Raw genomic sequence first — 15,197 nt, forward strand, 5'->3', positions numbered from 1 at the left:
GTGATCGCCTTTCCAGTTATTTGGCTAATCGTTTCCTTTTATGCGTGGGTGAGATAAGTTAAATGAAACATTGTTTCATTACATAACAGGGCGAAAATATGTTTATTTTCCATAAAGAGACCACGCTTGACGATCTGGGTAATGGCGTGACGCGTCGTATTCTGGCGCACGACGGCAGGATGATGGCGGTGGAAGTGAATTTTGAGCAAGGGGCGATTGGCCCGATGCATAACCACCCGCATGAGCAGCTCACCTACGTTCTTTCGGGCGAATTTGAATTTACGATTGGGGAAGAGAAACATGTGGTGACGGCGGGCGACACTCTCTATAAAGCGCCGCACGTGATGCACGGCTGCGTCTGCCTGAAACCCGGTACGTTGCTGGATACGTTTACGCCGGTACGCGAAGATTTCCTGAAATAAAAAAAGGCGCTCATTTGAGCGCCTTTTTTGATGTTACTCCGTCACCGGCTCAGGAAGCTGTTCCGGCAGCGGGTTGCGGGAGCTCATCGCCTCGCGCAGCAGCACGCTGCCACAGGCAAACAGTCCGCCCAGAACACACGCCAGCAGCACGATCAGGGCTTTGCCCGGACCATCTTTTTTCACCGGCATAGAAGGAGAAAGCTGGTATTTGAATGGCTCCAGGCTCACATCTTCGAACGAGAGTTTTTGCAGCTGTGCCAGATAGTATTCACGGTTCTGGAAATCGGCGTTCAGCTCAGAAACGTCCTTCAGATTTTTTTCAATCTGCAACTTCTGCGCAATCCCGTCCGCGCCGAGCGCAACGGAGTAATCCGGATCGTCTTTCACTGCCTGTCCATTGCTATAGACCGGCTTTTTGATCCCTGCCGCGTTCGCCACTTCCAGCGAGTAGTTGAGGCGTTGCAGGTTGGTATTGTGGATATTGGTCAGACGAACCCGATCCAGCTCCAGCTGCTGTTGAACCGTTTTGGTTCTCAGGATCAGCTGATCGCGGATGTTTTGCATGGTCTCCTGCTCGACGATGCGGGAGATGTACTGAATATACCCGTTAAGCACCTTCTGCGCGTCCTCTGCCGTTGGGGCCGTGAAGCTTAACGTCCAGGAAAGGTACGGTGCTTTATCGGCATTCTTTTCCTGGGTGTTATCAATGGCCTTCATCTTTTCGGCAATATTGACCACCGCGCGGTGCAGCTCCAGCGGGTCAACCTCGGCGCCATCGAGCTGAGCCATCACGTAAGGCGAGCTCTTCATGTACTCTTCAAGCAGGGACTGGGACTGAAACTTTTTGATAAACAGATTAAACACATCCGCACGGGTGACTTTCACATCCACATCAAGCACCTGTAGCGCCACCATCATCTGGCGCAGCGAGCTCCACTGCGTCTGTTCCGCTGGCGTAATGACCGCTTTACTGGTCCACTTTTGCGGTATCAGGAAGGCGATTGCCAGGCCGACCAGTGCAAATGCGAACACAATGGTGACGATGCGTTTTTTTGCTGCCAGCAGGACGTCCAGCAGACCCAGAAGATCTATTTCTTTAGCGCTGACCGCCGGGGGAGCATATTGAGGAAAGTTGAGATCCGTATGTTGTTTGAAATCCATCGCTGACATAACTGTTCTTCTTTTAGGGATGCAGTGAAATTCTGCCTGACTGGTTCCGGTGTAACAAATCATACAAGAATGTAAGAATTATCTGAATGCCGAATTGATACATCTGTAGACCTGCTATCAGATCTGGTAGTTAGCCACGCTGCGTGACTATTGTTATTCCCGCTCCCGATTTTGCCTCTTATCCCCTCGTCAGTGCCCGCGGCGATCGTCCGTGAAAAGTCAAAAATGCCACCTCCCTCACTATATTGAAACAGCGTTTCGACGCCGATCACATTTCCACCATTAAGCGCATGACGCAGAAATAAATCGCAATAATATAAAATAAAACGATGTTTTAGTATCCAAGAACGCCGGTTCATCTCTTTTAAAACCCAAAGCGTTCCCGGCAATAACGAAAAAGAAAAAACGTTAAAAAACAATCGACTGTTTTGCCACCACCAGACATTGCACCCTGAATTTCCTCTCTCATGCCGCGCAGTGCGGGCCTGGGAAAATGTAACAAAGCAGATTCCGTATTAAACCATTGATTGCCAGGTAGGTATGTATGAATGAAAACAAGCTGCTGGGGCTCGCATGGATATCACCCTACATCATCGGGTTGATACTCTTTACGGCATTCCCCTTCGTCTCGTCGTTTTTCCTCAGCTTTACGGATTACGATTTGATGAGCCCGCCGGTGTTTAACGGCATCGAAAACTATCGCTATATGTTTACCGAAGACACGCTCTTCTGGAAATCCATGGGCGTGACCTTTGCCTACGTATTTCTGACCATCCCGTTGAAGCTCGCCTTTGCATTAGGGATTGCCTTTGTCCTGAACTTTAAATTACGCGGCATCGGATTTTTCCGGACGGCCTACTATATTCCGTCGATCCTCGGCAGTTCCGTCGCCATTGCCGTCTTGTGGCGCGCCTTATTTGCGATCGATGGCCTGCTGAACAGCTTTATCGGCGTACTGGGTTTTGACCCGGTGAACTGGCTGGGAGAACCGTCGCTGGCGCTGATGTCCGTTACCCTGCTGCGCGTCTGGCAGTTCGGTTCCGCGATGGTCATCTTCCTGGCCGCGCTGCAAAACGTACCGCAGTCCCAGTATGAAGCGGCGATGATCGACGGCGCGTCTAAATGGCAAATGTTCATGAAAGTGACCGTGCCGCTGATTACGCCGGTGATCTTCTTCAACTTCATCATGCAGACCACGCAGGCGTTCCAGGAATTTACCGGGCCGTACGTGATCACCGGCGGCGGGCCGACCTACTCCACCTACCTGTTCTCGCTCTACATCTACGACACCGCGTTCAAGTACTTCGATATGGGCTACGGGGCGGCGCTGGCGTGGGTGCTATTCCTGGTGGTGGCCGTCTTCGCCGGCATCGCCTTTAAGTCATCGAAATACTGGGTGTTCTACTCCGCCGATAAAGGGGGCAAAAATGGCTGATATTCAACAACTTTCCACGGCAAGAAGCGTTGCGGAGCGCGAAGTGGCCCGCACGCTGCGCAGAGAGAAAATCAACGCCACCGTTCGCTACGCGATCCTGCTGTTTGTCGGCCTGCTGATGCTTTACCCGCTGGTATGGATGTTTTCGGCGTCGTTCAAACCGAACCACGAGATCTTCACCACCCTGAGCCTGTGGCCCGCCCACGCCACCTGGGATGGCTTCGTCAACGGATGGAAAACCGGCACCGAGTACACCTTCGGCCATTACATGCTGAACACCTTTAAGTACGTCATTCCGAAGGTGATCCTGACCATTATCTCCTCCACCATCGTGGCGTACGGCTTTGCCCGCTTCGAAATCCCGTGGAAGAAGTTCTGGTTCGCCACGCTCATCACCACCATGCTACTGCCCAGCACCGTGCTGCTGATCCCGCAGTACCTGATGTTCCGTGAGATGGGCATGCTGAACAGCTACATGCCGCTGTATCTGCCGCTGGCCTTCGCCACGCAGGGGTTCTTTGTTTTCATGCTGATCCAGTTCCTGCGCGGCGTCCCGCGTGACATGGAAGAGGCGGCGCAAATCGACGGCTGTAACTCCATTCAGGTGTTGTGGTACGTGGTGGTGCCGATCCTGAAGCCGGCCATTATCTCCGTCGCCCTGTTCCAGTTTATGTGGTCCATGAACGACTTTATCGGGCCGCTGATTTACGTCTACAGCGTGGATAAATACCCCATCGCACTGGCGCTGAAAATGTCCATCGACGTCACCGAAGGCGCGCCGTGGAACGAAATTCTGGCAATGGCGAGCATCTCCATTCTGCCATCCATCATTGTCTTCTTCCTGGCACAGCGCTACTTCGTACAGGGCGTCACCAGCAGCGGAATTAAAGGTTAAGAGGGAAATACCATGGCTGAAGTCATTTTTAACAAGCTGGAAAAGGTCTACTCCAACGGTTTTAAAGCGGTACACGCTATCGATCTGAAAATCGCCGAAGGGGAATTCATGGTGATCGTCGGGCCATCCGGCTGCGCCAAATCCACTACCCTGCGCATGCTGGCGGGGCTGGAAACCATCAGCGGCGGCGAGGTGCGCATCGGCGACCGGATCGTGAACAACCTCGCGCCGAAGGAGCGCGGTATTGCAATGGTGTTCCAGAACTACGCCCTCTATCCGCACATGACGGTGCGCGAGAATCTGGCCTTTGGCCTCAAGCTGAGCAAGCTGCCGAAAGATCAGATTGAGTCTCAGGTGAATGAAGCCGCCAAAATTCTTGAGCTGGAAGAGCTGCTCGACCGTCTGCCGCGCCAGCTTTCCGGCGGCCAGGCGCAGCGCGTAGCGGTAGGCCGTGCGATTGTGAAAAAGCCGGACGTGTTCCTGTTCGATGAGCCGCTTTCAAACCTCGACGCCAAGCTGCGCGCCTCAATGCGCATTCGTATTTCCGACCTGCACAAGCAGCTGAAGAAGTCCGGAAAACCGGCCACCACCGTTTACGTGACCCACGACCAGACCGAAGCGATGACCATGGGCGACCGCATCTGCGTGATGAAGCTCGGTCACATCATGCAGGTGGATACGCCGGACAACCTCTACCACAAGCCGAAGAACATGTTCGTGGCGGGCTTTATCGGCGCGCCGGAGATGAATATTCGCAGGAGCGTGCTGATCGAAAAAGCGGGCCAGCTGCACATCGCCATCGGCAATGAAACCATGCCGCTGAACGCGGAGAAGCATGAGAAAGTCGCCGCTTATGCAGGTCAGGAGATTTTTTACGGCGTGCGCCCGGAGTTTGTCTCGCTTTCAGATGCGCCATTCCCGAACGGCGGCTGTAGCGGGGAGATGGTGCGCGTTGAGAATATGGGCCACGAATTCTTTGTGTACCTGAAAGTCGCGGACTACGAACTGACCGCCAGGATCCCGTCCGATGAAGCCAAGCCAATGATTGATAAGGGGCTTCATCGTAAGGTGTATTTCACGTTTGATATGAACAAATGTCATATTTTTGACGCAAAAACCGAACAGAACCTCTCTCTCTGATGGAGTGATAAAAATGAAAAAAGTGCTTTTAAGCGCAGCAATCTCCGCGACCCTGGGCCTGACCGCTTTGCCATCGATGGCGCAGAATGTGGATTTACGGATGTCCTGGTGGGGCGGCAATGGCCGTCACCAGGTTACCCTGAAAGCGCTGGAAGAGTTCCATAAACAGAACCCGGACATCAACGTGAAGGCGGAATACACCGGCTGGGACGGTCACCTCTCCCGACTGACCACCCAGATTGCGGGCGGCACCGAGCCGGACGTAATGCAGACGAACTGGAACTGGCTGCCGATCTTCTCCAAAACCGGTGACGGCTTCTACGATCTGAACAAGATGAAGGACGTGATCGACTTAACCCAGTTCGATCCTAAAGAGCTGCAAACCACCACCGTGGACGGCAAGCTGAACGGCATTCCAATTTCGGTGACGGCGCGCGTGTTCTACTTCAATGACGAGACCTGGAAAAAAGCGGGTATTGCCTACCCGAAAACCTGGGACGAGCTGATGGCGGCCGGTAAAACCTTCGAAAGCAAGCTCGGCAAGCAGTATTATCCGGTCATCCTGGAGCACCAGGATACGCTGGCGCTGCTGAACTCGTACATGATCCAGAAGTACAACGTTCCTGCGGTGGATGAGAAAACCAAAAAGTTCAGCTACACGAAAGAACAGTGGGTGGAGTTCTTCCAGACCTACAAAAAGCTGATCGACAGCCACGTCATGCCGGACACCAAATACTATGCCTCGTTCGGTAAGAGCAACATGTATGAGATGAAGCCGTGGATCCAGGGTGAATGGGGCGGCACCTACATGTGGAACTCCACTATTAACAAATATTCCGACAACCTGAAGCCGCCTGCAAAACTGGAGCTGGGCAGCTATCCGATGCTGCCGGGCGCCACCGACGCGGGCCTGTTCTTCAAGCCAGCCCAGATGCTGTCGATCGGTAAATCGACCAAAAACCCGGAAGCAGCGGCGAAGCTGATTAACTTCCTGCTCAACAGCAAAGAGGGGGTCGATACGCTGGGCCTGGAGCGCGGCGTGCCGCTGAGCAAAGTAGCGGTACAGTATCTGACCGAAGACGGCACCATAAAAGAGGACGACCCTTCCGTGGCGGGCCTGCGTCTGGCGCAGTCGCTGCCGGCGAAGCTCACCGTCTCGCCATACTTTGACGATCCGCAGATTGTGGCGCAGTTCGGTACCTCTTTGCAGTATATCGACTACGGCCAGAAAACCGTGGAAGAGACGGCCGCCGATTTCCAGCGTCAGGCGGAGCGTATTTTGAGACGTGCGATGCGGTAAACACAACGCCGGGTGGCGCTTCGCTTACCGGGCCTACGATACCGTGTAGGCCGGGTAAGCGAAGCGCCACCCGGCAATTTACATTACACGCCGATATTACGTAATTTCTCCCCTTTCATCAGCTTGCGTTCAATATGTTCCAGGGTCACGCCTTTGGTTTCCGGGATCAGCCAGAAGGTCACCCCGATAAACGCCACGTTTAGTACCGTATAAAGCCAGAAGGTACCTGCCGCGCCAATTGCATCCAGCAGCGTCAGGAAGGTCGCGCCAATGATCATGTTCGACACCCAGTTAGTGGTGGTGGAACAGGTGATCCCAAAGTCGCGGCATTTCAGCGGCTGAATTTCCGAGCACAGGATCCACACCACCGGCGCGGCGCTCATTGCGTAACCCGCGATGCACATCATGGTCATGCCCACGGAGAGCCAGGAGAGGCCGCTTGACGCCGTGCCGTTATCGAACTGCATCAGGCAGTAGCCGAGGATCAGGGTGCCGAGCGCCATCACGCTAAAGCCAATTTTCAGCGCCGGTTTGCGTCCGGCTTTATCGACGGTGAACACCGCGATAAAGGTCGCGAACATAAAGGTCAGCCCTACCACCAGCGTGGCGATCATCTGCTGTTCGGTCGTGGTAAAACCGGCCATTTTGAAGATACGCGGGGCGTAATACATGATGATGTTCATCCCCGTAAACTGCTGCATCGCCTGCAACAGCATGCCGAGGAACACCGCGCGGCGCACGTTGCGGTTAGCCTTAAAGAGGGACCAGCCGCCCTGCTTCAGCTTCAGGCTTTCGCGGATTTCGTTTAGCTCTTCACGGGCTTTTTCAGACGTGTCGCGCAGCATGCGCAGCACCTCTTCCGCCTCCACGTGGCGTCCTTTTTGCGCCAGCCAGCGCGGGCTGTTCGGCAGGAAAATGACTAACACAATCAGCAGCAACGCGGGCAGCGCCAGCACGCCAAGCATTGCCCGCCAGTTACCGCTGTAGCTGAAGTACGTATCCGACAGAAACGCCAGCACGATACCGAGCGTTACCATCAGCTGGTACATGCTGATCATCTTCCCGCGCACGTTTTCGCTCGCCATTTCCGAGAGATAAAGCGGCGCGGTGTAGGAGGCGATACCCACCGCGACGCCCAGCAGCACGCGGGACAGCAGCAGCACTTCAACGTTGGTGGCGAACGCCGAACCAATGGAGCCGGCAACGAACAGGATCGCCCCAACCATCAGGCTGTATTTGCGCCCGAGACGGAATGACAGCCAGCCGTTAAAGAGCGCGCCGATGGCCGCGCCCAGCATCATGCTGCTCACCACCCACTCTTGCAGGCGATTACTTAACGTAAAGTGATCGGTAATAAAGGGCAGCGCGCCGGCGATAACGCCGATATCCAGGCCAAACAATAAACCGGCGACGGCTGCCGCAACAGAAACAAACTGGTTCATGCGTCGGGTATCGCGCAACGCAGCGGGCATAAGGGTAGAGTCATTTATAGATGTCATAGTTTCCTGCCTCAACAGCGAAATTCGTTAAGTGAAATTACGAGATACCGAAAGAAAGTGTCAGGTCGGAACTGGTGAAGATATGGATTTTTTCGCTACGACATACCGATCTGTGATGGACATTACAATTTCAAATCAGGGCGATTTATCCTTATTTTTTATTAATTAGTTAATATCTAAGCAATAAATGTGTGATACCCGTCATCCATTCCTTTTCAGTATGGATTTTTCATCTTTAAGGATATGGATAAAGGCAATTTTGGCGCAAAAAAAACCTCTGCCCGAGGGAAGAGGTTCTTTATTCAGGATGAATTAACGTGCCAGCCAGCCGCCGTCGACGGCAACGGTGTAGCCGTTAATGTAATCCGATGCCGGGGACGCAAGGAATACAACCGGCCCCATCAGATCGCTCGGCAGACCCCAGCGACCCGCTGGAATACGCTCCAGGATTGCCGCGCTGCGCTCTTCATCCGCACGCAGCTGCTGGGTATTGTTGGTGGCCATGTAGCCCGGCGCAATCGCGTTGACGTTGATGTTGTGCTGCGCCCACTCGTTTGCCAGCAGACGGGTCACGCCCATCACCGCGCTCTTCGATGCGGTGTAAGACGGCACGCGGATGCCGCCCTGGAAGGAGAGCATCGACGCGATATTGATGATTTTGCCGCCTTTACCCTGCGCGATGAAGTGCTTCGCCGCCGCCTGGGACATAAAGAACACGCTCTTGATGTTCAGGTTCATGACGTCGTCCCAGTCCGTTTCGCTGAAGTTAATCGCGTCTTCACGACGGATCAGGCCCGCGTTGTTAACCAGAATATCGATATGACCAAACTCCGCCACCGCGCGATCCAGCAGCTCAGGGATCCCGTCGATTTTGCGCAGGTCAGCGGTCAGGCTCAGGAAACGACGGCCCAGCGCGGTGACGCGCTCGATGGTTTCCGTTGGCTCAACGATGTTAATCCCGACGATATCACAGCCCGCTTCCGCCAGGCCTAACGCCATACCCTGCCCCAGCCCGGTATCACAACCGGAAACGACAGCCACTTTACCTTGCAGAGAAAATGCATCCAGAATCATGTTTGTTCCTTAATCGTTCAGCGCCTGTCACCAACAGGCAGATTTATGCTTAACTGCCTGCGGCTAGCGCAGATCCTTAACAGCGACGTGGTCCATATCATCGAAGACCTGGTTTTCACCGACCATACCCCAGATGAAGGTATAAGCTTTCGTCCCCACGCCAGAGTGGATAGACCAGCTCGGCGAAATGACCGCCTGCTCGTTATGCATAACGATATGGCGCGTCTCCTGCGGCTGTCCCATCATGTGGAACACGCAGGCATCTTCATCCATGTTGAAATAGAAGTAGACTTCCATGCGGCGCTCGTGGGTATGGCACGGCATGGTGTTCCAGAGGTTGCCCGGCGCAAGCTCGGTCAGCCCCATGCTCAACTGGCAGGTTTCCAGCACGTCCGGAACGAAGTATTTGTTGATGGTGCGACGGTTGCTGGTGAGGTTATCGCCAAGGGTCACCGGGGAAACGTCCGCAGGCGTCACTTTTTTGGTTGGGTAGTGGGTGTGTGCCGGGGCGCAGTTGTAGTAGAACTTCGCCGGTTTGCTGGCGTCGACGCTGGCAAAGACCACTTCTTTTGCGCCTTTACCGACGTACAGCGCGTCGCGGTGGCCGATCTCGTAGCACTGACCATCGACGGTAATGGTGCCCGGCCCGCCGATGTTAATCACGCCCAGCTCGCGGCGTTCAAGGAAGTAGCTCACGCCCAGCTGTTTACCCACTTCACCGCCCACGGAGACGGTGTTCGCCACCGGCATAATCCCGCCCACAATAATGCGGTCAATATGGCTGTAGACCATGGTGTACTTATCGGCTTCGAACACCTGCTCAACTAAAAACTCACCGCGCAGCCCCTGGGTATCCAGCGTTTTTGCGTGCGCGCTGTGGATGCTTTGTCTTACTTCCACATCAACCTCCAGAATGGATCGTGCCCGAAGGCAAAGATAATTAACGAAACAACGTTCCGTTTTCGTGATGAGCACATATTATCCCCTGCCACAGTGGTTTTCAATTGCATTTAAAACATCGTTTCATTTTTTCTGCATGTTTATGCCGAAAATGGTGTTTCGATCACGATAAATCTATCAGGACGGTCTTCTTATCCATGAAACTGATAAATTGCGCTGTCAGTCACACACAATGAAACATTGTTTTGATAATTTAACACCCAGTTTTCAACCCACAATACGCGTTCAAAGGAGTGCATTATGGCTAAAGGTATGCGGGTCAAGCTGAACTACGAGGTCAGCCGCGATCCGGATACAGGCGTGGAAGTCACCCGCCTGACCCCACCGGAAGTAACCTGTCATCGCAACTACTTTTACCAGAAGTGCTTCTTTAACGATGGCAGCCATCTGCTGTTCGCCGGGGAGTTCGACGGTCACTGGAACTATTACCTGCTGGACCTGAAAAACGCCGAAGCGGTGCAGTTAACTGAAGGTGCGGGGGATAACACCTTTGGCGGCTTCCTCTCCCCGGACGATAAATCCTTCTACTATGTGAAGAACGATCGCACCCTGCTGGAGGTGGATTTACAGACGCTGGCGGAGCGTGAAGTGTACCGCGTCCCGGAAGAGTGGGTCGGCTACGGTACCTGGGTTGCGAACAGCGACTGCACCAGGCTGGTGGGCATTGAAATTGCAAAACGAGACTGGACCCCGCTCAACGACTGGAAAATTTTTCACGACTTTTTCCACAAAGGGCCGCACTGCCGCCTGCTGCGCGTTGATCTGAAAACGGGTGAAAGCACCACCATTCATGACGAGAAGATCTGGCTGGGGCATCCTATTTATCGTCCGTTCGATGACAATACCGTGGCCTTCTGCCATGAAGGGCCGCACGACCTGGTTGACGCCCGCATGTGGCTGGTCAACGAAGACGGCAGCAACGTGCGGAAAGTGAAAACGCACGCGGAAGGTGAAAGCTGTACGCATGAATTTTGGGTGCCGGACGGCTCCGCGCTGATCTACGTCTCTTATCTGAAGGGCCAGCAGGGCCGCACCATCTCCCGCTTCAACCCGGACACCGGCATTAATGAAGCGGTAATGAATATGCCCGCCTGCTCGCACCTGATGAGCAATTTTGACGGCACCCTGCTCGTCGGCGACGGTTCCGGCACGCCTGTCGATGTGAAAGACACCAGCGGCTACACCATTGATAACGATCCTTATCTGTATGCCTTTGACGTGGCGAAGAAAGCGTTTTTCCGCATCGCCCGTCACGACACCTCCTGGGCTACGGTGGCGAACAGCCGCCAGGTAACCCACCCGCATCCGTCCTTTACGCCGGACGAAAAAGCGGTGCTGTACAGTTCCGATAAAGACGGCAAACCGGCCCTCTATATCGCGAAACTCCCCGAGCAACCTGAAATGTTGCATGCCTGACTTGAGTAAGTGTTTCTGTAACTGGCCTTGCCCTCCGATTCGGAGGGCTTTTTTTTGCGAAGAAGGTGGATTATCAGAGTTGTAGGCCGGGTAAGCGTAAGCGCCACCCGGCGGTTTTTAGCGAGGAAGGTGGATTATCAGAAGGAATACGCCACGCCTGCACGGAAGCGGGTCTGTCGTTCGTCGGTCTCTTTAACCCCCACGTTACCCACCTCAACATACGGCGCCCAGTTTTTATCCCATTTATAGGCCAGCTTGGCGTTATATTCGTTGGAATAATCTTTATTGTTATTTCGGGCCATCCCTTCAGCGCTTTTCGCGTAAACATAATTCAGCTCGGTACGCCAGTCACCTAATACCCAACCGACCCACGCATCACCACGGTTAACTTTATCATCGTCCTTATTTGAGCTTGACGGGTAGCGGGTATATTCGTAACGGTAACGCGCGGCGACGTAGAAGCCATTATCGAAGCTATATTGCACATGCAGATTCGGTTTATAAATGGTGCGGCTGTCTGTACTTTCAATCGTAAACGCAGGGGTCAGGGCGATATTGTCCGTCGCTTTCCAGCGCCAGCTAATCTGATCTTCATGACCGTTCCCTACCACGTCGGCAAAAGGCTGATCCGCCTTGTCACCGCCGGATTTCCACTTCGCTTCAACGGAAAAACCGAAGCCATTATCAAAGCGATGCGAGACGGCAACACGGTCGGCATTCGAGCCGCTGTCGATATATTCGTGACGCAGATCGACGGTCACAGCGTGGGCCGCAAACGTGCTGGAAATAAAAGAGGCAAGGACCAGAGATTTTTTAAACATGAATAAATCCTCAATTAAAATATTGTTTCGTTTTTATGAAACTTGAGTTTATTTTTTATGCACCGTTATTTTAGTGACAAAGATCGAAATTATTTGTTTCATTTTTTTTGGCAAAGATCGACGTGAACCCCATCAACAAAAAAGGCGTATTACGCGTAAATTCCAGGAGTGAGATCACACAAAGCACTTCGCAATGCGAATAATTAACCGCGCAATGAATATTACGGGCTTAAGAAAGAACGCAAATGTGTTAAAAAAGGATTCAGCGGAATAAAAAAACCTCCCGTAGGGAGGCTTGCTGTGTGCAGAGAGGGAAATTACCGTTCGATAGCCAGCGCCACCCCTTGCCCTCCGCCAATGCAGAGGGTTGCAATTCCTTTTCGGGCGTTACGCTTTTTCATTTCGTGGACTAAAGACACCAGAATACGGCAGCCAGAAGCGCCAATGGGATGACCCAGTGCGATCGCCCCGCCGTTAACGTTGACCCGCAGCGGATCCCATTCCAGCATTTTCCCGACCGAGATTGCCTGTGCAGCAAAGGCTTCGTTGACTTCAATCAGATCCACGTCGCTCAGCTGCCAGCCCGCCCGCTCCAGACAGCGGCGCGTGGCATAGACCGGCGCAATCCCCATTAACGCCGGATCAACGCCCACGCTGGCAAACGCCTTGATGCGCGCCAGCACCGGCAGATCCAGCTCCTGGGCTTTGCTTTCACTCATCATCATTACCGCCGCCGCACCGTCGTTGATGGAAGAGGCGTTGCCTGCCGTCACAGAACCCAGCGTTTCGAAGGCGGGATCGAGTTTTGCCAGCCCTTCCGCGCTGGCATCGGTGCGCGGCTGCTCGTCGGTATCAACGATGAGCGCTTCGCCGTTCTGGCGCAGGGTGCTGACCGGGACAATTTCATCGCGAAAGCGGCCGGAATCGATCGCCGCGCGCGCTTTTTGCTGCGAGCTGAGGGCATACGCGTCCTGAAGCTCGCGGCTGATACCGTATTCCCGCGCCAGGTTCTCCGCCGTCACGCCCATGTGGTAATCGTTAAAGGCGTCCCACAGCCCGTCGTGAACCAGACTGTCGAGCAGCTGGCTGTTTCCGAGCTGCGCGCCGGTCCGGCTGTCGGTCAGCACGTGCGGAGCGCGGCTCATGTTCTCCTGCCCGCCGGCAATGACCACGTCCGCTTCACCGCACTGGATGGCCTGCGTCGCAAGATGGAGCGCCTTCAGACCTGAACCACAGACGTCGTTGATGGTGATCGCCGAAACGGTGTTAGGCAGGCCGCCCTTCAGCGCCGCCTGACGCGCAGGGTTTTGTCCCGCGCCCGCGGTCAGCACCTGGCCCAGGATCACCTCATCAATTTCATGTGCGGCAATCCCGCTGCGTTCCACCAGCGCTTTTACCACCACGCTGCCAAGATCAACCGCAGAGTGACGCGCAAGCGCTCCCTGAAAACAGCCGATAGCCGTACGTAACGCACCCACTATAACGACATCTTTCATCACGACCTCTGTGCAAAATGACATGACGATAGTAGAGGATTGTTATCAACAATTGACGCAAATGTTTAAAATTAGTGAGTTTAGTCACAGGATTAGCGTGCGTCCTGCAAGTACTGGCGCAGCCAGCTTCCGGCGACGCCGGGCGGGGTTCGTTTGTTCCATAACAGATCGATAGCAATCGACCTCGGCCAGCCCGGCACGTTCAGTTGAACCAGCGATTTCGATGCGGCAAACTCATCCACCAGCGCGCAGGGCAACGCGCACCAGCCAAAGCCCTGTACCGCCATGCTCAACAGTAACAGGTAATTCGGCGCGGACCAGACCGGCCCACGCGCAAGGGTGGCTTCCCGTTCGAGATAGGTACTCAGCCGCAGCTCGCGCCAGCCGTGCAGCTCGTCCGCCTGCGTCTCATGCTGCGCAGCCAGAGGATGTCCGGCAGAGACGTAGATGGCCATCCGCGTTTGCACGGGCAGACGGGTCGCGCCAATATCGGTCGGGTAGCTGTCGCGCGCTTCCGTCAGGCCAATTTGCGCCCTCTCCTTTTGCAGCAGGTCAATCACGTCTTCCTCTTCCCCAATCAGACACTCGAATTCCGTGTGCGGAAAACGCCGGTCGAACTGGCTCATCATCTCTTCCAGCACGGCCGGGTTGAGCGTATCGGAGAGAACAAAGGTAAAACGCGCCTCCGTTTGCGCCGTTAAGGATACGGCCAGCTCGTCGAGGCGCGCGCTGGCGGCGAGGATCGACTGGACATAGCCCAGCACCTGTTCACCCTGGGCGGTTAACACCGGGTGACGCGCCGAACGGTCGAACAGCTCAAACCCCAGGTCAGCTTCAAGGTTGGCGATGGAGGTGCTGATGGTGGACTGGCTTTTGCGCAGCCGTCGGGCCGCAGCGGAAAACGAACCAGCGGCGACGGTTTCAACAAACGCGGTCAAAGCTTCAGGAGAATAGCGCATGATGTATCTACTTTATCGATGGATACCATCTTTTATATATCACCTTAAGCGATAAGAATAGGCGTCATTCACGCCCCTGCTGGCGAATTCATGAGGTAACTATGCAACATCAGGATGCACTCCAACGTAAATTGCCGGAGCGGATCTTCCACGCCGTCTGTTTTGAAGGTATTGCTACGGCGATCCTCGCCCCGACGGCCGCGTGGCTCATGCAGCGCTCGGTGCTGGAAATGGGTGGGCTCACCATTATTCTGGCGACCACGGCAATGCTCTGGAACATTATCTACAACTTTGGCTTCGACCGTTTCTGGCCCGTACAGCGGGTGAAGCGCACGGCGAAAGTGCGCGCCCTGCATGCGCTGGGTTTTGAATGCGGCTTTATCGTGATTGGTGTGACCATCGTTGCCGCCGTGCTCGGAGTGACGCTGCTTCAGGCATTCACGCTGGAAATTGGTTTCTTCATGTTCTTCCTGCCGTACACCATGCTCTACAACTGGGCGTACGACACTCTGCGGGAGAAAATCATCAAGCGCCGCCAGCAGCGACGCGCGCTGGCAAGCGATTGATCCTCGGGTCGGAGGCGTTCTCCGGCCCTTCACCTGCGAAGCAA

At 54.5% G+C, this 15,197-nt stretch carries 14 protein-coding genes; 7 read left to right on the plus strand and 7 right to left on the minus strand.

The genetic code is table 11. The features are described 5' to 3' along the window. Positions 1-98: 98 nt before the first annotated feature. Entirely contained in the window at positions 99-422 is a 324-nt protein-coding gene (locus tag DBR02_RS05520; RefSeq protein WP_063451949.1) for a cupin domain-containing protein, read from the plus strand. 33 nt (positions 423-455) lie between these two features. Here the strand turns inward: DBR02_RS05520 and wzz(fepE) are convergent, their stop codons facing one another. Beyond that, a complete protein-coding gene (wzz(fepE), locus tag DBR02_RS05525) occupies positions 456-1,592 on the minus strand; it encodes an LPS O-antigen length regulator Wzz(fepE) (RefSeq protein ID WP_063869247.1) in 1,137 nt (378 codons plus the stop codon). 544 nt (positions 1,593-2,136) lie between these two features. On the opposite strand from wzz(fepE), the gene DBR02_RS05535 reads away from it, so the two are divergent. From DBR02_RS05535 to DBR02_RS05550, 4 genes are read left to right on the plus strand one after another with little or no spacing between them, the layout of a single operon-like run. Then, the gene (locus tag DBR02_RS05535) at positions 2,137-3,027 is read left to right on the plus strand and encodes a carbohydrate ABC transporter permease (protein ID WP_063451951.1); all 891 of its coding nucleotides are present in this window, start codon (positions 2,137-2,139) and stop codon (positions 3,025-3,027) included. After that, complete coding sequence (locus DBR02_RS05540) at positions 3,020-3,922, plus strand: carbohydrate ABC transporter permease (protein WP_063869246.1); 903 nt, start codon at positions 3,020-3,022, stop codon at positions 3,920-3,922. The genes DBR02_RS05535 and DBR02_RS05540 overlap by 8 nt, the downstream gene beginning before the upstream one ends. A gap of 12 nt (positions 3,923-3,934) precedes the next feature. Continuing rightward, a complete protein-coding gene (locus tag DBR02_RS05545; protein WP_107533664.1) occupies positions 3,935-5,062 on the plus strand; it encodes an ABC transporter ATP-binding protein in 1,128 nt (375 codons plus the stop codon). 13 nt (positions 5,063-5,075) lie between these two features. After that, a complete protein-coding gene (locus tag DBR02_RS05550; RefSeq protein ID WP_063869240.1) occupies positions 5,076-6,362 on the plus strand; it encodes an ABC transporter substrate-binding protein in 1,287 nt (428 codons plus the stop codon). Positions 6,363-6,445: 83 nt separating this feature from the next. On the opposite strand, the gene araE is transcribed toward DBR02_RS05550, so the two are convergent. The 3 genes from araE to kduI form a co-directional block, all read right to left on the minus strand. Beyond that, positions 6,446-7,861 (minus strand): arabinose-proton symporter AraE, encoded by a 1,416-nt coding sequence (gene araE / locus DBR02_RS05555; RefSeq protein ID WP_063869238.1) that lies wholly within the window; start codon positions 7,859-7,861, stop codon positions 6,446-6,448. A gap of 312 nt (positions 7,862-8,173) precedes the next feature. Beyond that, the gene (gene kduD / locus DBR02_RS05560) at positions 8,174-8,935 is read right to left on the minus strand and encodes a 2-dehydro-3-deoxy-D-gluconate 5-dehydrogenase KduD (protein WP_063451956.1); all 762 of its coding nucleotides are present in this window, start codon (positions 8,933-8,935) and stop codon (positions 8,174-8,176) included. Positions 8,936-8,998: 63 nt separating this feature from the next. Further along, complete coding sequence (gene kduI / locus DBR02_RS05565; protein ID WP_063451957.1) at positions 8,999-9,835, minus strand: 5-dehydro-4-deoxy-D-glucuronate isomerase; 837 nt, start codon at positions 9,833-9,835, stop codon at positions 8,999-9,001. Between the two features lie 300 nt (positions 9,836-10,135). Between kduI and DBR02_RS05570 the strand changes: the two genes are divergently transcribed. Then, positions 10,136-11,311 carry an oligogalacturonate lyase family protein gene (locus DBR02_RS05570; RefSeq protein WP_107533665.1) on the plus strand — a complete coding sequence of 392 codons (1,176 nt, stop codon included), beginning with the start codon at positions 10,136-10,138 and terminating at the stop codon, positions 11,309-11,311. Between the two features lie 137 nt (positions 11,312-11,448). Here DBR02_RS05570 and DBR02_RS05575 read toward each other — a convergent pair whose 3' ends face one another. From DBR02_RS05575 to DBR02_RS05585, 3 genes are all read right to left on the minus strand, one after another. Then, positions 11,449-12,132, minus strand: coding sequence for an oligogalacturonate-specific porin KdgM family protein (locus DBR02_RS05575; protein WP_107533666.1), 684 nt, complete (start codon positions 12,130-12,132; stop codon positions 11,449-11,451). A gap of 317 nt (positions 12,133-12,449) precedes the next feature. Next, a complete protein-coding gene (locus DBR02_RS05580; protein WP_063869230.1) occupies positions 12,450-13,628 on the minus strand; it encodes an acetyl-CoA C-acetyltransferase in 1,179 nt (392 codons plus the stop codon). A 92-nt stretch (positions 13,629-13,720) separates the two neighbouring features. Continuing rightward, a complete protein-coding gene (locus DBR02_RS05585) occupies positions 13,721-14,587 on the minus strand; it encodes a LysR family transcriptional regulator (RefSeq protein WP_063869227.1) in 867 nt (288 codons plus the stop codon). 101 nt (positions 14,588-14,688) lie between these two features. Here DBR02_RS05585 and DBR02_RS05590 point away from each other — a divergent pair, with 101 nt between their 5' ends. Next, positions 14,689-15,153 carry a multidrug/biocide efflux PACE transporter gene (locus tag DBR02_RS05590; protein WP_107533667.1) on the plus strand — a complete coding sequence of 155 codons (465 nt, stop codon included), beginning with the start codon at positions 14,689-14,691 and terminating at the stop codon, positions 15,151-15,153. The last annotated feature ends 44 nt before the right edge of the window (positions 15,154-15,197 follow it).

This window comes from Enterobacter cloacae complex sp., from assembly GCF_900322725.1.
Classification (GTDB): domain Bacteria; phylum Pseudomonadota; class Gammaproteobacteria; order Enterobacterales; family Enterobacteriaceae; genus Enterobacter; species Enterobacter quasihormaechei.